The 16,949-nt window shown below is 66.6% G+C and carries 16 protein-coding genes; 10 read left to right on the top strand and 6 right to left on the bottom strand.

The genetic code is table 11. From position 1 onward, the window contains the following. Positions 1-137 precede the first annotated feature (137 nt). From MBTS_RS21430 to MBTS_RS21400, 7 genes are all read left to right on the top strand, one after another. Complete coding sequence (locus tag MBTS_RS21430) at positions 138-1,724, top strand: YcaO-like family protein (protein ID WP_147830232.1); 1,587 nt, start codon at positions 138-140, stop codon at positions 1,722-1,724. After that, positions 1,721-2,566 (top strand): sugar phosphate isomerase/epimerase family protein, encoded by an 846-nt coding sequence (locus MBTS_RS21425; protein WP_147830234.1) that lies wholly within the window; start codon positions 1,721-1,723, stop codon positions 2,564-2,566. The genes MBTS_RS21430 and MBTS_RS21425 overlap by 4 nt, the downstream gene beginning before the upstream one ends. Continuing rightward, positions 2,563-3,786, top strand: coding sequence for a glycosyltransferase family 4 protein (locus MBTS_RS21420; RefSeq protein ID WP_147830236.1), 1,224 nt, complete (start codon positions 2,563-2,565; stop codon positions 3,784-3,786). The genes MBTS_RS21425 and MBTS_RS21420 overlap by 4 nt, the downstream gene beginning before the upstream one ends. Before the next feature lie 2 nt (positions 3,787-3,788). Next, entirely contained in the window at positions 3,789-4,562 is a 774-nt protein-coding gene (locus MBTS_RS21415) for a PIG-L deacetylase family protein (RefSeq protein WP_056140686.1), read from the top strand. After that, the gene (locus tag MBTS_RS21410; protein WP_056140690.1) at positions 4,546-5,202 is read left to right on the top strand and encodes a uracil-DNA glycosylase; all 657 of its coding nucleotides are present in this window, start codon (positions 4,546-4,548) and stop codon (positions 5,200-5,202) included. The genes MBTS_RS21415 and MBTS_RS21410 overlap by 17 nt, the downstream gene beginning before the upstream one ends. A gap of 125 nt (positions 5,203-5,327) precedes the next feature. Next, positions 5,328-6,386: a lysylphosphatidylglycerol synthase domain-containing protein gene (locus MBTS_RS21405; RefSeq protein WP_187273341.1), complete on the top strand. Its 1,059-nt coding sequence runs from the start codon at positions 5,328-5,330 to the stop codon at positions 6,384-6,386. A 30-nt stretch (positions 6,387-6,416) separates the two neighbouring features. Then, positions 6,417-7,682 carry an ATP-binding protein gene (locus MBTS_RS21400; RefSeq protein WP_192216427.1) on the top strand — a complete coding sequence of 422 codons (1,266 nt, stop codon included), beginning with the start codon at positions 6,417-6,419 and terminating at the stop codon, positions 7,680-7,682. A gap of 16 nt (positions 7,683-7,698) precedes the next feature. Here the strand turns inward: MBTS_RS21400 and MBTS_RS21395 are convergent, their stop codons facing one another. Continuing rightward, complete coding sequence (locus tag MBTS_RS21395; RefSeq protein ID WP_018044946.1) at positions 7,699-7,953, bottom strand: hypothetical protein; 255 nt, start codon at positions 7,951-7,953, stop codon at positions 7,699-7,701. Positions 7,954-8,061: 108 nt separating this feature from the next. Here MBTS_RS21395 and MBTS_RS21390 point away from each other — a divergent pair, with 108 nt between their 5' ends. From MBTS_RS21390 to MBTS_RS21380, 3 genes are all read left to right on the top strand, one after another. Beyond that, the gene (locus MBTS_RS21390; protein ID WP_147830240.1) at positions 8,062-10,551 is read left to right on the top strand and encodes a heavy metal translocating P-type ATPase; all 2,490 of its coding nucleotides are present in this window, start codon (positions 8,062-8,064) and stop codon (positions 10,549-10,551) included. After that, positions 10,548-10,997: a Cu(I)-responsive transcriptional regulator gene (gene cueR, locus MBTS_RS21385; protein ID WP_018044944.1), complete on the top strand. Its 450-nt coding sequence runs from the start codon at positions 10,548-10,550 to the stop codon at positions 10,995-10,997. The genes MBTS_RS21390 and cueR overlap by 4 nt, the downstream gene beginning before the upstream one ends. Positions 10,998-11,135: 138 nt before the next feature. Then, positions 11,136-12,305: a M20 aminoacylase family protein gene (locus MBTS_RS21380; protein ID WP_018044943.1), complete on the top strand. Its 1,170-nt coding sequence runs from the start codon at positions 11,136-11,138 to the stop codon at positions 12,303-12,305. A 62-nt stretch (positions 12,306-12,367) separates the two neighbouring features. On the opposite strand, the gene MBTS_RS21375 is transcribed toward MBTS_RS21380, so the two are convergent. The 5 genes from MBTS_RS21375 to rbfA all read right to left on the bottom strand — a co-directional run bounded on the left by MBTS_RS21375 (position 12,368) and on the right by rbfA (position 16,839). Next, positions 12,368-12,946: a TadE/TadG family type IV pilus assembly protein gene (locus MBTS_RS21375; RefSeq protein WP_018044942.1), complete on the bottom strand. Its 579-nt coding sequence runs from the start codon at positions 12,944-12,946 to the stop codon at positions 12,368-12,370. Further along, the gene (locus MBTS_RS21370; protein ID WP_018044941.1) at positions 12,946-13,530 is read right to left on the bottom strand and encodes a TadE/TadG family type IV pilus assembly protein; all 585 of its coding nucleotides are present in this window, start codon (positions 13,528-13,530) and stop codon (positions 12,946-12,948) included. Before MBTS_RS21370 ends, MBTS_RS21375 begins: the two co-directional genes overlap by 1 nt. Further along, positions 13,527-15,041, bottom strand: coding sequence for a TadE/TadG family type IV pilus assembly protein (locus tag MBTS_RS21365; protein ID WP_018044940.1), 1,515 nt, complete (start codon positions 15,039-15,041; stop codon positions 13,527-13,529). The genes MBTS_RS21370 and MBTS_RS21365 overlap by 4 nt, the downstream gene beginning before the upstream one ends. 205 nt (positions 15,042-15,246) lie before the next feature. Further along, positions 15,247-16,272, bottom strand: coding sequence for a tRNA pseudouridine(55) synthase TruB (gene truB / locus MBTS_RS21360; RefSeq protein ID WP_018044939.1), 1,026 nt, complete (start codon positions 16,270-16,272; stop codon positions 15,247-15,249). A gap of 135 nt (positions 16,273-16,407) precedes the next feature. Next, positions 16,408-16,839, bottom strand: coding sequence for a 30S ribosome-binding factor RbfA (gene rbfA, locus MBTS_RS21355; protein WP_192216426.1), 432 nt, complete (start codon positions 16,837-16,839; stop codon positions 16,408-16,410). Positions 16,840-16,949: the final 110 nt, after the last annotated feature.

Below are 16,949 nucleotides of genomic sequence, written 5' to 3'. Positions count from 1 at the left end.
TGCTGCGAAGCAGCCTCGAAAGAGACTTCCAGGGATCGCTTTCGGTCCTGGAGGCCTTCTTCGAGGCCGCAGCGAGGCTGCGGCACCTCAGGATGAGGTCGATGGGTGGGACTATCCTGAACTGAGGGACGACCGACATGAGCGAACACGATCAGGACGCCCGGGCGCGCGACCCGCGCATTAAGTCTCCCCGGCCCTACACCTATGGCGGCCCGCGGGTCATCGAGGGGCTGCCCGCGTCGCTGCCCGAGCCCGTGCGCGCTTATCTCGACATCCTGCCGAAGGGGCGCATCGTCGGCTTCCCCCTGGCCCCTCTCGACCGGACCGGCATCCCTGTCTGGTTCGTCTCGCTGTTCCTCGACGATCCGTTCTTCGTCGGCGCCATGCCGAGCGGTATCGGCTACGGCGCCACCGACGACGAGGCGCTGATCGGCGCGGTGGCCGAGATAGCCGAGAACCTGATGCCGTCTCTGGCGGTCATGCCGCGCAAGAAGGAGCGAGGCTCCTACCACGACCTGACCAAGGTCTTCGGCATTGGCTCAGTCGCCGATCCGCTCACCCTGTGTCTGCCCGCAGGCTCCCCGGTCGGCCGCGACACGGTGCTCGAATGGACGCCGAGCGTCCGGGCGCGCACGGGCGAGACCGTTCTGATGCCCCTCGACATCGCGGCCACGGACTATTTCGAACTGTCGGAGGGCTACAAGCCCTTCACCAACCTCATCACCAACGGCCTCGGCGCCGGGCCGGATGTGGAGTTCGCCCTCGGCCACGGCCTGCTCGAACTGCTCCAGCGCGACGGTAACGGCCTCCTGTTCCGCGCCCTCGACCAGGGCGTGATGCTCGATCTCGACGGGATCGGCCCGGAAAACAGGGCTATGCTCGCCCGTCTCGACGATCTCGGCATCCGGGCGCTGCCGAAATTCGCCACCGACCAGTTCGGTCTCACCAACATCTACGTCGTCGGCCACGACCGGAACCCCGCCGACGCTCCGGTCCCCGTGGCCCTCTCCGCCTGCGGCGAGGCCTGTGATCCGGACCGTGAGCGGGCCCTGCGCAAGGCGCTCCTCGAATTCCAGGCGGCCCGCGTGCGCAAGGCCTTCGGCCACGGCCCACTTTCCTTCGCCGAACGGGTGACGCCGCCGGGCTACGTCAACGCCTTCATCCAGAAGGCTCTGCCGAGCCTCGATCTGGAGGAGAGCCGCGCCCTGAAAGCCATGCTCGAATGGATCGTCCTGCCGCCGGAGGGGCTGCGCGACGTTCTGAAGGACACGGTCTATTCCGAGCGCAGCACCAAGGCGTTCACGGACCTGCCGACGACGGAGGCCCCCGACGGCCATGCCCGTGGACGGATCGCCCGCGAGCGTCTCGAAGAAGCCGGGTTCGACGTTCTCTACGTCGATTGCTCTCCGCCAGGCGGCAGCGTCGGCGTGGTCAAGGCGATCGTACCAGGGTTGGAAGTCGAGACGATGAGCTATCACCGCATCGGCGAGCGCAACGCCGCCAAACTGATCGAGCGGGACCATCCGCTGATTACGTTCGGTGAGGCCAGCGAGACGAAGCTCCCCGTGCTTCTCACCCCCGAAGCGCTCGATCGTCTCGGTGGCCAGCCGCTCTTCGACGTGGCCCTGGCCGACGAGATCGTTGGGCGGCATTACCCGCTTTACCGCGAGCCGGAATCGCATCACGCGCCGTTCCGCCTCGAACAGCAGGGGAGGGCGGCATGACCCTTCGTTTCGCCTACAACACCAACGGCATGGCCAACCATCGCCTGGACGACGCCATCGATCTCATCGCCGATGCCGGCTACCAGGGCGTGGCACTGACTCTCGACATCCACCATCTCGATCCGTTCGCCGAGAACTGGGTCCAGGAGGCCCAGCGCGTGTCGAGCCGGCTGCAACGGCTCGGCCTCGGCAGCGTCATCGAGACCGGTGCCCGTTTCCTCCTCGACCCAAGGGCGAAGCACGAGCCGACCCTCGTGAGCGCGGACGCTTCCGGGCGCGCCCGGCGCATCGGGTTCCTCAAGCGGGCGGTGGACATCGCCGTGATCCTGCATTCGGAAGCCGTGTCGTTTTGGGCCGGCGTTCCGAGATCCGGCATCGACCGGGAAGAGGCCCGCCTCTGGCTCGGCGATGGCGTCGCCGAGATCGTGGGTTATGCCCGTGAGCAGGGCATCGTCGCCTGCCTCGAGCCGGAACCCGGCATGCTGGTGGAGACCCTGGACGATTTCGCCGCCTTGAACATCGAAGGCTTGAGGCTCGCCCTCGATACCGGCCATTGCCTCGTGACCGGCGAGCGCGATCCGGCGGCGGCCGTGGCGGAATTCGCCGACGTGATCGGCACCGTCGCCATTGAGGACATGGCGCGGGGCGAGCATATCCACCTGCCCTTCGGTGAGGGCGACATGGAGGTCGCCGGTGTGCTCGACGCCCTCGACGCCATCGGCTTCCAGCGCCTCGTCTGCGTCGAACTCTCCCGCGAGAGCCACCGCGCCGATGTGATCGTGCCGAAATCGCTGGACTACCTGCGGACCTGCCGCAACCACAAGGCAGAGGTGAACGCGTGAGGATCTGCTTCGTCAGCCGCCGCTATTTCCCGGCGATTTCCGGCATGAGCGTGTACGCGCAGAACCTGTTGCGTGAACTGGTCGATGCCGGCCATGACGTGACGATGATCAGCCAGTACCGGGGCGATGAATTCGGTACCCGCGTCTATGGGGGTGGCCCGCCGCCCTCCGTGCCGGGCGTGCGCGTTCTCGGCCTCGAACAGGTGGGCGAGCAGACGAACGGCGATTTCGAACGCGACATCGAGACGATGGTGGAGACCATCGTGGCCGAGCACGCACGTCAGCGCTTCGATCTTCTCCACGCCCAATACGGCTATCCAACCGGCTGGGCGACGCTGCTCGCCTCGAAGCGGATCGGCGTTCCCAACGTCGTCTCGATCCAGGGCGGTGACGGCCATTGGGTCGGCTCGTGCTGCGAGACCCATCGCGTCGCCATGTGCGAGGTGCTGGCCCATGCCAACGCCCTCCTCATCGGCGGCCGCTCCTTCGTGGAGGAGGTCTGCGACCGGCTGGGCTCCGACCCGGACCGCTTCACCATCGTGCCCGGCGCCGTCGACACGGCGCGCTTCACGCCCGGTGTCGCCGGGCATGCGGGGCCGGTGCGGCTGTTCTATCACGGCCGGGTCGACCGCCGGAAAGGCGTCCTCGACTTCATCGACGCGCTCGGCCTGCTGCGTTCGCGCGGGGTCCCATTCGAGACGATCGTCTCCGGCATCGGGCCCGACGTGGATTCCTCGAAGGCCCGTGCGGCAGAGCTGAACTTTTCCGAGGCCGAGATCCGCTTCACGGGCTACGCGGATTACCACACCGTACCCGACCTCTACCGGCAGGCTGACGTCTTCGTCTCGCCGACCTATGCCGAGGGCTTTTCCAACACCATCCTGGAGGCCATGGCTGCGGGGCTCGCCGTGGTCTCGACCCATGCGGTGGGCGTGTCCGACTGCTTGCGCGACGGTGAGAACGGATTGCTGGTCCAGCCCGGCGACGTGGAAGCCCTCGCCGATGCGCTCCGGCGCGTCATCGAGGACGAGCCCTTGCGCCGGCGTCTCGCCCGGGACGGACTCGACGAGTGCCGCCGCGTCTATTCCTGGACGGCGGTCGGCCGCCAGATCATGGACGTCTATGCCGAGGTCGCGGGCGAGCGTCCCCGGACTGACTTCGCGGACACCCTTCCGCATGATCCCGCCTGCCGGTTCCGCGCCGAGCCCCACCTGCTCTGACTATGCCCGTCGCCCTCGCGCTCTCACCCCATCTCGACGATGCCGCCTTCTCATGCGGGGGAACCCTGGCGACCCTGGCCGAAGCTGGCTGGAAGGTGGTGATGGCGACGATCTTCACCGCCACCGTCGCCGATCCGAAGGGTTTTGCCCTCGCCTGCCAGACCGACAAAGGCCTGGGTCCGGAGATCGACTACATGGCGCTCCGGCGGGACGAGGATCGGCACGCGGCCGAAGCGCTCGGGATCGCGCCGCCTCTGCACATGCCGTTTCGGGAAGCGCCGCATCGCGGCTACGGCACCGCACCGGAGCTCTTCGCCGAACCTCGCGGCGACGACGACATCGTCGATACCCTCGGCGATGCGGTTTCGTGCCTCGTCGGCGACCTCTCTCCCGATCTCGTCTTCGCCCCGCAGGCCGTCGGCGGCCATGTCGATCACGTCCAGCTGGTCCGCGCCATGAGCCAAGCGCGATGGACCGTTCCGATTCTGTGGTGGCGTGATTTTCCCTATACCGTTCGCGACGCTGCGCCGAAGGAGCCGTTCAAGCGAGATTTTTATGCGTTGCCGGAGCGCGCGTGTCGCTATTCGGCGATGGCCGAGGCGCGGAAGGGTGCCTCCTGCTCGGCCTATGCGACCCAGCTCGCGTTCCAGTTCGGTGGAGTGGAAGGGTTGATGGGTCGTCTGGCGGGCGAGGCGAGGACTGAGCGGTTCCGCCTTGCCGGGACATTGTCCGCCGATGTTGCCGCCCTGTTCGAGGACCATGCCGCCCGAGGCTGACGTGATCCGGCCAAGGAGCCTCGCCGATCCGGAGCAGCTCGCTGTCCGTCGCGCACGCCGAAATGCGGCGCATGTGGCGCCCTTGCAAGCGCTGGCGCGACGGATCGCGGCGGAACGGTCCGCGGCCGTGCCGGACCCCGATCCGCACGATGGTGGGATCGGCGCACGGCTTCTCCTGCTGCTGGAGACACCGGGTCCGGGCATCGGCCGCACCGGCATCGTCTCGCGCGACAACCCCACCGGCACCGCCGCTAACCTGTTCCGGTTCATGGCGGAGGCCGGTATCGCACGGCGCGACAGCCTCATCTGGAACGCCGTTCCCTGGGTCATCCACGCGCCCGGCGCCCTCAACCGGGCACCGAGGAAAGCCGAGATCGCGTCCGCCGCCGTCTACCTCGCGCCGCTCATCGATCTGCTTCCGTCCCTCGCCGTCGTGGTGCTTGCCGGGCGCGTGGCCGGCCTGTCGCGCGAACCACTCTCACGGCTCCGGCCGGGGATACCGGTTCTCGCCATTCCACATCCGAGCCCGACCTTCGTCTGCACCTCCCCCCTGGTGGCTCAGCGGATCGTCGAGGGGCTGGCCCAAGCCGCGGCGAAGCTACTCTCATACCGGACTTCACCAGCGGAGGGGCCGAGGTGACTGGCCATCCGGACGCAAAGACCCTAAATGCCGGGGCACGGGCCGCGGTCCGGCAAAAGCTCGGTCCCAATCCACGCCGCCGTCGAGGTTGGGCGGGAAGGCCGGCGGAGGCGGACGCCGACGACATGAACTTTGCGGGAGACCATCATCGGCGGGCCGACGTGAAGCCGGCCGACGCCGTGACGACGGCCGAAACGGAGGATTGCGCTCCGCCAGCGCCGAAGCGCTCCTACAGGAATCGCTACGCCTGGCTCGGCACCGCCGCCAGCATCGTCATCTTCGCGGTGTCACTCGGCGTGTTGTGGAAGCTGTCGCAGCAGGTCACCTGGGCCGAGCTGCATGCGGCACTGACGGCGGCCACCGGCGAACAGCTCGGCTTCGCTTTCCTGTTCGTCGGCGTGAGCTATCTGTTCCTTACCTGCTACGACGCCCTCGCCCTGCGACAGCTCAAGATCAAAGTCCCCTACAGGACGACGGCGCTCGCCTCGTTCACCAGCTACGCGGTTAGCTTTACCCTCGGCTTCCCGCTCCTGACGGCGGGAACGATCCGCTATTGGATCTACTCGAAGAAAGGTCTGAGCGCGGCGAAGATCGCGGCGCTCACCGTCATCGCTGGCTTCACTTTCTGGCTCGGCATGGGGGTCGTCCTCGGTCTCAGCCTCGTGGTCGAGGCGGGGCAACTGGCGGCGCTCACCTTCACCAGCATCCGTCTGAACCAAGGCGTGGGCTTTGCGGCCCTACTCATGGTGTTCGGCTATCTCGGTTGGGTCTCGCTCAAGCGCCGCCATGTCAGGGTCAAGGGCTGGTCCCTCGAACTGCCTGGCGCCACGGTGTCGATGAGCCAGATGGTGGTGGGCATCGGTGACGTCTGCGCTGCGGCGGCGACGCTCTATGTCCTGCTCCCCGCTGGTTCGACCATCGGATTCACCACCTTCGTCGGCGTCTACGTCCTGGCGGCCATGCTCGGCATCGCCTCTAACGCACCGGGCGGGCTCGGGGTCTTCGAGGCGACGATCCTGCTCGCCCTGTCGAGCCTGCCGCGAGATCAGGTCCTCGGCTCGCTGCTGCTGTTCCGGGTCTGCTACTACCTCGTTCCCTTCGTGGTCGCCCTGGCGATGCTCGGCGTCTATGAGATCGTCCGGCGCGTGCGCGGGGCTTCGCCATCCGCGTCAAGCGGCTCCTGAGCGGTGTCTTGGGCCAAGGAGCGGTGAGCGATGGCCCGTGGCGCGCGAAGATCGGCCTGGATCGGCGCAGGCATCGCTGCCACGATCACGGTCGTCGCCTCGAGCGTGAGAGGTGACCTTGCCGCCATCGTCGCCGCGGGCGCGGTGGCAATCGTCATTGGTGGCCTCGTCGGCAGCCTGAGCCGGCCGAGGAGGGTGGCCCCGCCCGAGGCAGCCGCCCGCACGCGCCATTCCATCGCCGAGGCCCTTCTGGCCAACATCCCCGACCCGGTGATCCTGGTGGATCGGCGCAGCGTGGTCATCGAGGTCAACCCGGCCGCGCGCACGCTCCTACCGGCCCTCAAGCTCAAGCACCCGCTTTCCTTTGCCTTACGGGCACCGGACGTTCTCGACGGGATCGAGGAGGTGCTCCGCACCGGTGCCCCACTGAAGACCCTCTACACGACGCGTGTGCCGACCGAGTGTGCGTTCGAGGTGCAGATCGGCGCATTGCCGATGCCGGACGGCCCGGGGGGCGGACAGCCCAACGTCGTCTTGTTCCTGCGCGATCTCACGGCGGCGCGTCGCCTTGAGGCGATGCGGGTCGATTTCGTCGCCAATGCCAGCCACGAGCTTCGCACGCCGCTCGCCTCCCTCCTCGGCTTCATCGAGACCCTGCAGGGGCCGGCCAAGGCCGATGCGCCGGCCAGGGAGAAGTTCCTCGGCATCATGAAGACCCAGGCGCAGCGCATGACGCGCCTCATCGACGACCTGCTCTCGCTCTCGCGCATCGAACTGCGCGAGCACGTCCCGCCGACGCAGGTCGTCGATCTCGGTCAGATCGCGCGGCAGATGGTGGACATGCAGGGGCCGCTGGCCCGCGAGCGCGGCGTGAGCATCACCCTCGACGCGCCGGATGCCACCTATCCGGTGCTCGGCGAGCGCGACGAACTCGCCCGCGTGGTCGAGAACCTCGTGGAGAATGCGGTGAAGTACGGGGGCGGCAACGTCGTCGTCGGTCTGGAACGGACCCTTCGCCCGGCGTCGGGAAAGCCGCAGATCGCGCTCAGCGTGCGGGACGATGGGCCGGGTATCGCGCCCGAACACATTCCCCGTCTGACGGAGCGGTTCTACCGGGTGGATGTGGCCTCGAGCCGGCAGAAGGGCGGGACGGGCCTCGGCCTCGCCATCGTCAAACACATCGTCAACCGCCACCGTGGCAAGCTCGTCATCGAGAGCGAGCCGGACCGGGGCACCACCGTCCGCGCGCTGCTACCGGAACGGCAGGCTGGTGACGAAACGTCTACGACCCTCTGACCGTGGCCCTGGCCGTTCAGTTCCGGCTGGTGCCGAGGCGCCGGTACTGCGCCTCAATGATCGCCTTCAGCACGGGCAGGAAGGGGGAGGGGCTCAAGCGCTGGTCGACCGCATGGTCGAGCATGCTCAGGGCCGCCACCTGCTTCGCCGGACCGGGAAACGTCGCGAGATAGGTCTCGATGCAGGCATTGGCCTCGGCCTCACCCGCCGGGATGTCGGAGGTGATCAGCGCGCTCAAGGTTCGCATGCAGGTGTCGAGAGGCTGTATCATCGCCTTCCTATGACGCGGAAACGCCCCGGACGCTATGTGCACGCGACGCGATGAGCCATGCGTCGCAGCCTTGACCTTCCCACGATGGGAAGCCCCACATAGGCTCGTATGGATACCGTGATCGCTTCCCCCAAGCAGCACCCCGTCAGGGGACGTCGTCTCGACCTTCCGGTCGTCGGCATGAGCTGCGCGTCCTGCGTCGGTCGCGTCGAGCGCGCTCTTGCCGCTCTTCCCGGTGCATCTGACGTTGCCGTCAATCTCGCCACCGGGCGGGTCAGCCTGACACTGAACGACGACCCGGCAAGCGTCGTCGCCGCTATTCGCAGAGTTGGCTATGAGGTGCCCGAGACCGTCACGGAGCTGTCCGTCGGCGGCTTGTCCTGCGCGTCCTGCGTCGGCCGCGTGGAGCGCGCGCTTCTCGCCCTCGACGGGGTAAGCACCGCCAATGTGAACCTCGCCACCGGGCGCGCCACGCTGCGCCATGCGGAAGGGGCGGTCGACGTTGCGGATCTCGTAAAGGCTGTCGAGACCGCTGGCTACGAGGCCACTCCCGTTGGCGAGGTGAAGGGAGGAGTGCCCGCGGATCGGCACGAGCGCGAGGCTTCGGAGCTCCGGCGCGATGCCGTCATCTCCGCCGCCCTGTCGGCGCCGATTGTCGTCCTCGACATGGGGGGGCATCTCGTCCCCGGATTTGGTGAGGCGGTCCAGGCTCATCTCGGCACGGCGGCCGGCCTGTTTCAGGCCGTTCTCGCCACTCTCGTCCTCGCTTGGCCCGGACGGCGCTTCTTCCGGCAGGGTTTTCCGGCCCTGGTGAAGGGGCATCCGGACATGAACGCCCTCGTCGCCCTCGGCGCGGGGGCCGCGTATTCGTATTCCCTTGTCTCGACCCTCGCGCCGCAGGTTCTGCCGCCCGGGACGGCCCATCTCTATTTCGAGGCTGCCGTCCTCATCGTCACGCTGATTCTCCTCGGCCGCCTGCTGGAGGCTCGCGCCAAAGGGCGTACCGGCGCGGCCATCGCGCGCCTCGTCGGACTCGCGCCGGCGACCGCACGCGTCATGCGGGAGGGTCGCGAAAGCGACATTCCCCTCGCGTCCCTTCGGCTCGGCGATATCGTCCGCATCCGCCCCGGCGAGCGCATCGCCGCCGACGGCGTGGTCGTTGCGGGGGAGAGCTTCGTCGACGAAAGCATGGTCACCGGCGAACCTTTGCCCGTGCGGAAGCGCGAGGGCGACCGCACGGTCGGCGGCACGCTGAACACCAATGGCGGCTTCGATCTGCGCGTGGACACGATCGGCGCGCGTACGGTGCTGGCGCAGATCGTGGGGATGGTCCAGGCGGCGCAGGGCGCCAAGCTGCCGATCCAGGCCCTGATCGATCGGGTCACCGGCTGGTTCGTCCCGGCCGTCATCGCCGCATCCCTGATGACTTTCGTCGGATGGCTCGCCTTCGGTCCGAGTCCCGCAATGGGCTTCGCCCTCGTCAACGCCATCGCCGTCCTCATCATCGCCTGCCCCTGCGCCATGGGGCTGGCGACGCCGACCTCGATCATGGTCGGCACGGGGCGCGCGGCGGAGCTCGGCGTGCTCTTCCGCAACGGCGCGGCGCTACAGGCCCTGCGCGACGCCAAGGTCGTTGCCTTCGACAAGACCGGAACCCTCACCGATGGCAGGCCCACCCTCACCGATTTCCTCACGGCGGCCGGCTTCGAGCCGGACGCGGTGCTGAGGCTCGCAGCCTCGGTGGAAGCACGGTCCGAACATCCTATCGCGCGCAGCATCGTCGAGGCGGCCGGTGAACGGGGCGTTTCCCTGCTTCCCGTAGACCGTTTCGAAGCCGTGCCGGGCCACGGCGTCGAGGGGAGCGTCGGGGGGCAGACGATCATCGTCGGCGCACGGCGCCATCTGGACAGGTACGGCATCGCCATGGCCGGCCTCGCCGAGGCGGCATCCCGATTGGAGGGTGAGGGAAAGAGCCCCCTTTACGTTGCCATCGACGGTCGCTTCGCCGCCCTCGTGGCCGTATCGGACCCGATCAAGGCGGGTGCAGCCGAGGCCGTCTCGGCCCTGAAGGCACAGGGTCTCGTCGTGGCCATGGTCACGGGGGATGCCAGGGGAGCGGCCTCTGGGGTCGCGGCCCGGCTGGGGATTGCCGAGATCGTCGCCGAGGTGCTTCCCGGCGGCAAGGTCGAGGCCGTGCGGGACTTGCGCGCCCGGTTCGGTCCCGTGGCCTTCGTCGGGGACGGTATCAATGATGCTCCGGCCCTCGCGGAGGCCGAAATCGGCCTCGCCATCGGGACGGGTACGGACATCGCCGTGGAGAGCGCGGACGTGGTGCTGATGTCGGGGGCACTGTCCGGCATCGTCTCAGCCATCGGCCTGTCGCGCGCGGTGATGCGGAACATCACGCAAAACCTGTTCTGGGCTTTCGCCTACAACGTCGCGCTGATTCCCGTGGCGGCGGGGCTGCTCCATGCGTTCGGCGGTCCGTCGCTCTCGCCGGTCCTGGCCGCGGGCGCCATGGCGCTGTCGAGCGTGTTCGTGCTCGCCAATGCCCTCCGCCTTCGTAATGCGGGACGCCGCGTGGGAGGCCTGGGATGAGCGGTGCCGTCACCATCGGCGTGGCGGCAAAGGCCACCGGCGTCTCGGCCAAGATGATCCGGTACTACGAGGAGATCGGCCTGTTGCCGCCAGCGGGCAGGACGACGTCCGGCTACCGGCTGTATGGCGAGGAGGATCTGCACGCCTTGCGTTTCGTGCGCCGCTCCCGCGATCTCGGCTTCTCCGTCGAGGACATCGCCGGCCTTCTCGCCCTCTGGCAGGATCGCAGCCGCGCCAGCGCCCAGGTGAAGGCCTTGGCCCTGCATCACGTTGCGGACTTGCGCCGCCGCATCGCCGAGCTCGAGGCCATGGCCCGAACTCTGGCGTCGCTCGCGGACCATTGTAGCGGCGATGCCCGCCCCGATTGCCCGATCCTCGACGATCTCGCCGCCGCTCATGCGCCGGCTCCACGACGGCCCGTCCGGGCAAGGCCGCCCTCCCGCTAGCACCGGCGATCACGTTCTGCACATGATCCGTCGTCCGCGCCCTTTGAAATCGATCTGAATGGCCTCGCCTTTGCTGGTATGCGCTATGGTCGACGAACTCGGCCCGAGACGAGCCAAGACGCGCAAGAGACGTGAACCATGCCCATCGTCGACCGGATCGCAGCCCTGGCGGATGAGATCACCGCATGGCGGCACGACCTCCACGCCCATCCGGAGCTGCAATACGACGTCCATCGCACGGCGGGCTTCGTCGCCGAAAAGCTTCGGGATTTCGGTTGCGACGAGGTCGCCACGGGGATCGGCCGGACGGGAGTCGTCGGGATCATTCGCGGGCGCTCGCACGGTTCGAACCGTGCCATCGGGCTGCGCGCGGACATGGACGCGCTGCCGATCCAGGAGGTGCGCGATCTCGCCTATCGCTCCACCGTGCCGGGGCGGATGCATGCCTGTGGCCATGACGGTCATACCGCGATGCTTCTCGGTGCCGCGAAGTACCTCGCCGAGACACGCGATTTCGACGGCACGGCGGTGATGATCTTCCAGCCAGCCGAAGAAGGCGGCGGTGGCGGCGAGGCGATGGTCCGCGATGGCATGATGGAACGGTTCGGCGTCGAGACCGTCTACGGCCTGCACAACATCCCAGGATTGGAACTCGGCCGTTTCGCAATCCGTCCCGGCCCGATCATGGCCTCCACAGACCGCTTCACCATCACGATCGAAGGGCGCGGCGGCCACGCGGCGCAGCCGCATCTCGCCATCGACAGCGTGCTGGTGGCGAGCCACATCGTCGTCGCGCTGCAATCGGTCGTGGCGCGCAGCGTGAACCCCCTCGAAAGCGGTGTCGTGTCGGTCTGTGCCCTCGAGGCCGGAGACGCCTTCAACGTCCTGCCCCAGCAGGTGACCATGCGGGGCACCATGCGCGCGCTCTCGAAGACGGTACGCGCCACCATGCTGGAGCGCATCGATGCCATCGTCACGAACACGGCCGCCGCCTACGGGGCCATCGCCCGTGTGGATTACAGCGGCGGATATCCGGTGACGGAGAACCACCCGGCCGAGGCGGAATTCATCGCAGACGTGGCGGCAGGGATGGTCGGAGACAGCCATGTGGAGCGGGATGTGGCGCCGATGATGGCGGCAGAGGATTTCTCCTACATGCTGGCCCACCGGCCCGGTGCCTACATCTTCATGGGGAACGGGGACAGCGCCGGGCTCCACCATCCGCATTACGATTTCAACGATGCCGCCATTCCCTACGGGGCTTCGCTGTGGGCGAGGGTGATCGAGACGGCTCTGCCGGCTCGCTGACCGTCAATCCGGGCGGGTCCCTGAATCCACCATGTCCCCAAATCCGCCATGCCCTTCGCGAATCATGTCGCCGGGCAGGCCACGCCGCCGGGCAGGATGATCGGCTTTCCGTTCATCGCTCGGACGGGCCAAGTCACTTCCTTCTCGAACGAGAAGGAGGTGAGCGCCGGGAAGATGTCGAAGATGGGCCTATATTCGATCGTCATCTTGGCGATGACGTAGCGGGCCTTGTCGACCGCCTCCGACGGTGGCGGTGCTCCAAGGTCCGTGGAAGCCGCGTATTTCTGGGCATTCACCGCCGTGCTGGAGCAGACCTTGGCTTTGAACGAACCGTCTTTCTGCTGATAGACGCCCGCCGCCGTCAGGACGATCTTCGCGTCGGTGGCATCGTACGGCGCCATCATGTTGCGGCCCGTGTTGTAGACGCCGTCCACCTCCTGAGCGGTCAGGGTCTTGCGTGAGATCAGATCCGCCATCGAGCGAGCGGCGCGGTTGGCATGTTGCCCGGTCGTGTAGGCACGGGGCAGTTCGATCGTTCCCATGAACAGCAGGATCATCACTGGCGCGACGAGTGCGAATTCCACGGCGGAAACACCCGAGCGCTCGGTGACGAACCGACGGCAGAGAATGACGGCCCGCATCAATTCGCCTGACATTTTCCCTGCGCGTATGGCTCCGCACGAAAGACGACCATCGACCGAATCATCTGCTCGTTGTTCGGGAGGGGCGGCAAGGTCAGTTTGGATGTCGGGAAATAGCGCGGGATCGCAGCCATGGCACAGATCGTGACGATATCGTCGCCATTGGGGCACTGGAACTTGGTCCCGAAACCCGCCGAGATCGACTGGCTCGTGCTGTCGTAGGGAGAGCAGGTCACAGGCGCGTCGTCAGCATCCGCGGTGGTGACCTCGATCTTGATCTTCTCCGCGTTGCACGTGAACAGCGTGGCGTCCTTGCACATTTCCTGGATGAGGCGGGCCGCCGGGTCGCTGCCGTTGGACCCCTGTTGGAACGTACCGGTGAATACGGCTCGCGCGGCCCGGTCCAGGGCGTTGTCGAAGGAGACCTGGGCGACCATGAACATGAAGCCTTCCAGCATCGCGCCGAGCAGCACGAAGAAGGGGATACCGACGAGCCCGAACTCGACGGCTGTCGCACCGCTTCGGTCACCTGGGAGTTCCCGCAGCGTGCGGACGATCAGGCGAGTGCGTCCCCGGACGTTCATCGGGAAATCCGCAACTCGCTCATCTGTGATCCGATCGCCTTGAAGGCATCGGTGAGTGTTGCCGAATTCTGGACGTCGTAGAACTTGTCCGTGCTGGTGGCGCAGTTGCGCAGGATGTCGCTGGTTCCCTCGGTCACCTCGACGCGAACCGTGAAGATGGTGATGCCGGCATTCTTCATGTTGGAGCAGAGCGTCGACAGCCGGGCATTCATGGCGTTCGTGCGGGTGGTCGTATTCGTCGACGTGGTCCCGATCCGGTTCTGCCAGATGAAGCCGAGGCCGGAATAGATCGATGCGTTCGCGGACGATCCGACATAGGAGGTGTTCTGACCGTCCGTCATCAGGACGACGAACTTCCGGGTGTTCTTGTCGTCATAGGGCACACCCTCAGCGAAGGGGGCGTTCGGAGACAGCAGGTGCCATCCCCAGACCAACCCCATGGCGATGTTCGTGTCGCCGACCACGGTCATCGCGTTGATCGCGTTCGTGAGCGTCGATTGCGATGTGGTCAGGCGCGTGATGGGCTGGAGTTCGCAGCCGGAATTGGGCCCGTAGAGATAGGGGATGTTGCTGCTGATCCGGCCTTTTTGTAAGATGGCGTTCTTTGAATATTTTGTGATCTGGCCCTGTCGCGTGCGGTAGTCGGTCACCGACGACGTGGTGACGTAATCGTTCATATAATCGTTGACGGCGTTATTGTCCTTGTCGGACTCGTCGGGTGCGAAGAAGGGGACGAACAGAGTGTTGGGAGTGGCGATCGAGGGTGGCGTGTCCTGAACGTCGTAGGGCGCCGGCCGGCTCTCGACGCACCCGCCCCACGCGACCTTCATCTGGCTGAACAGGGTCAGGCGGTTCGCCGGCGAGACGAAGATGTCCGAGTGATAGGAGGCCTTCGCATCCTTATCGAGCCACGACTGGGTCGCATTCGAAGGCCCGACATTCACGGTCATCGAGAACGGGACAATTCCGATCTTGAGGGCGTTGGGCTTGGTGGTGTCGGCCTCTTTGAACAGCGACGTGACGAGGTCGTTGGCGGCCGCTTTCAGGTTGGTGATCTTCGTGCCGCTCATCGATCCGGTATTGTCGAGTACGAGGGCGATCTCGAGATTACCGGATCCGCGCGTGCCGGCGGCTGTGACCGAGACGGGAAAGGCATCGTAGCCGGCGATCTTGGACACGCTGGTCGGGCTCTTGCCGACCACCGTCACGGTGATCGTATTGTCCACGCGCGTGGCGGTGACCGTCGTGCCTGCGTCCACCAGTTTGGGAACGGCGGCCCTGATCTGTTTGTCCGCCTTCGCCTGGAGCTCGGCATCCGTGGTGGAGAGCGGCAACTTCAGCAATGAGATGACGGTGGAATCCGCAGCATCCTGGAGGCCTTGCTGGGCCATGGAGTTCACGCTGTAATCGATCGCTAGCCCCGACAGCATCAACAGGGGAATCGAGAGCAGGGCGAACAGAATGGCGATGGCGCCGTCGGTCTCCTTGCGAAACCGACCGAGTAGATTCATCGCCGACTGTCTGATGCGGGTGGTCATGCACCGAGGCGTAGGATGAACCTTCTAACGGAACACTAAATCCCGCCGGCCCTCGGCAGTCGGCGGGAGACAATGTTGATGAATGTCAACAACCCGTAAACCAAACGGAAGACATTCGTCGCGTTCCCGCAGACCAGAACCAGCAAGGTATCGCTGCTGCCGGCAAGCGACGATCCCCTCAACCCTGGCGTGCCGTTCCGCCGAGGTGGAATACGCGATGCGGAACCAATTCGCCGCGCTCGACGTCGCCCACGGCCACGAGGATACCGCCGCAGGTGGCAAAAGCCTTGCCCTCCGTGGGGGCGTCCTGCCCCCGGAGGAGAACCGGCTGGCCCCGCATCAGACGAAGCGCCATGTCGCGCGAGACGGCCACCGAGACGACTGCGTCGAGCGCCGTTTCGACGGGCCTAAGATGAGCGGCGTTGCCGTCCGGACCGCCCTCTTCGAGAGTGGCCACGAGGCAGGATTCGGCTTCCGCGAAGGGGCCGACGCGGGTGCGGCGAAGCGCCGAGACGTGCCCGTAACATCCGAGCACGCGGCCGAGATCACGGGCGATGGCGCGCACATAGGTGCCCTTGCCGCATTCGGCCGAAATGACGGTGCGATCGGGTGTGTGTTCCACCACCGCGAGATGGTCGATCTGGACCGGGCGCGCGACCAGCTCCACCACTTCGCCGTCGCGGGCAAGATCGTAGGCGCGCTCGCCGGCGATCTTGATCGCCGAGTAGCGCGGCGGCACCTGCTCGATAGCGCCGATGAAGGCGGGGAGGGCTGCCTCCACGAGGGCGCGATCCGGACGCGTGTCGCTGGTAGCAACCGGACGGCCTTCCGCATCGTCGGTATCCGTCTCGATGCCCCAGGTCACGGTGAAGATGTAGGCCTTTCGCCCATCCATGACGAAGGGAACGGTCTTGGTCGCTTCTCCGAGGGCGATCGGGAGGATGCCGGAGGCCAGCGGATCGAGCGTGCCGGCATGACCCGCCTTTTTGGCGTTGAAGGCACGCTTCACCACGGCAACCGCATGGGTCGACGTCATGCCGACCCCCTTGTCGAGGATCACCCACCCGTTCACGTCGCGGCGCTTGGGCCGATCGGAGCCTTGACCCCGCTGCTGGCGGCGGCCTTTGGAGGGGCTTTCCTCGCCGGAACGGTGGGGCGGCGGGGAGGCGACGTCGGAATGCTCGATCGTCGGATCGTTGATCATGATGTCCTCGTCGGCGGCGAGATGGAAGCAACGGCCTCTGCAGCCGGAAAATCCTTAATCTACGCCAGGGTCAGTTCGTGATGGGGTGTAACGCAGGGGGCGGATCGCTGGGGCCGATCTGTATCGCCGCGGTGGTCAGTTCTGAGTGCCGGCGTCCTGATCGTCCGAATCCTGGGGTTGGGATTCGAGATCGCGCCGGACCTTCTCGCTCCTGAGAAGGGCGTCGATGCGGTCCGCCTCGTCGAACGTCTCGTCACGGAGGAAGCGGAGATCGGGGGCGAATTTCAGGTTCACGCGCCTGGCGACTTCCTGGCGCAGCGCCTTCTTGTTCCGCTCCAGGGCCGCGATGACAGGTTTCTCGTCGAGCCCGCCGAGCGGCATGATGTAGGCCGTGGCGATCTTGAGATCCGGGGACATCCGCACTTCCGGCACGGTGATGACGTGCGAGCCGAGGACGGGATCCTGGATGTCACCGCGTTGAAGCACCTCGGCGATGGCGTGCCGGACGAGCTCGGCCACGCGCTGCTGTCGCTGCGAGGGACCGCTGGGGTTGGGTTTCTGAGCCATGATCGCTTGGTCTCGGATCCGGGATCGCCTGGAGGGGGCAGCCCACCTTGCGGGGGCGCATCGACGTGCCGGCCCTCTTCAAAACAAAACGGCGGCTGCAGCGCGCGCTG

Source organism: Methylobacterium bullatum (assembly GCF_014845095.1).
GTDB lineage: Bacteria > Pseudomonadota > Alphaproteobacteria > Rhizobiales > Beijerinckiaceae > Methylobacterium > Methylobacterium bullatum.
The sequence above is the reverse complement of the archived record's forward strand: the minus strand, read 5'-3'. Positions and strand labels throughout refer to the sequence as shown.

What these genes read in the sequence shown, in the direction of transcription:
- MBTS_RS21405 (WP_187273341.1), top strand. Translation starts at nt 5,328, where the DNA reads ATGAACTTTGCGGGAGACCATCATCGGCGGGCCGACGTGAAGCCGGCC.
- rbfA (WP_192216426.1), bottom strand. Translation starts at nt 16,839, where the DNA reads ATGGCTCAGAAACCCAACCCCAGCGGTCCCTCGCAGCGACAGCAGCGC.
- truB (WP_018044939.1), bottom strand. Translation starts at nt 16,272, where the DNA reads ATGATCAACGATCCGACGATCGAGCATTCCGACGTCGCCTCCCCGCCG.
- MBTS_RS21370 (WP_018044941.1), bottom strand. Translation starts at nt 13,530, where the DNA reads ATGAACGTCCGGGGACGCACTCGCCTGATCGTCCGCACGCTGCGGGAA.
- MBTS_RS21425 (WP_147830234.1), top strand. Translation starts at nt 1,721, where the DNA reads ATGACCCTTCGTTTCGCCTACAACACCAACGGCATGGCCAACCATCGC.
- MBTS_RS21410 (WP_056140690.1), top strand. Translation starts at nt 4,546, where the DNA reads ATGCCGCCCGAGGCTGACGTGATCCGGCCAAGGAGCCTCGCCGATCCG.
- MBTS_RS21380 (WP_018044943.1), top strand. Translation starts at nt 11,136, where the DNA reads ATGCCCATCGTCGACCGGATCGCAGCCCTGGCGGATGAGATCACCGCA.
- MBTS_RS21365 (WP_018044940.1), bottom strand. Translation starts at nt 15,041, where the DNA reads ATGAATCTACTCGGTCGGTTTCGCAAGGAGACCGACGGCGCCATCGCC.
- MBTS_RS21415 (WP_056140686.1), top strand. Translation starts at nt 3,789, where the DNA reads ATGCCCGTCGCCCTCGCGCTCTCACCCCATCTCGACGATGCCGCCTTC.
- MBTS_RS21390 (WP_147830240.1), top strand. Translation starts at nt 8,062, where the DNA reads ATGGATACCGTGATCGCTTCCCCCAAGCAGCACCCCGTCAGGGGACGT.
- MBTS_RS21430 (WP_147830232.1), top strand. Translation starts at nt 138, where the DNA reads ATGAGCGAACACGATCAGGACGCCCGGGCGCGCGACCCGCGCATTAAG.
- MBTS_RS21395 (WP_018044946.1), bottom strand. Translation starts at nt 7,953, where the DNA reads ATGATACAGCCTCTCGACACCTGCATGCGAACCTTGAGCGCGCTGATC.
- MBTS_RS21400 (WP_192216427.1), top strand. Translation starts at nt 6,417, where the DNA reads ATGGCCCGTGGCGCGCGAAGATCGGCCTGGATCGGCGCAGGCATCGCT.
- cueR (WP_018044944.1), top strand. Translation starts at nt 10,548, where the DNA reads ATGAGCGGTGCCGTCACCATCGGCGTGGCGGCAAAGGCCACCGGCGTC.
- MBTS_RS21375 (WP_018044942.1), bottom strand. Translation starts at nt 12,946, where the DNA reads ATGCGGGCCGTCATTCTCTGCCGTCGGTTCGTCACCGAGCGCTCGGGT.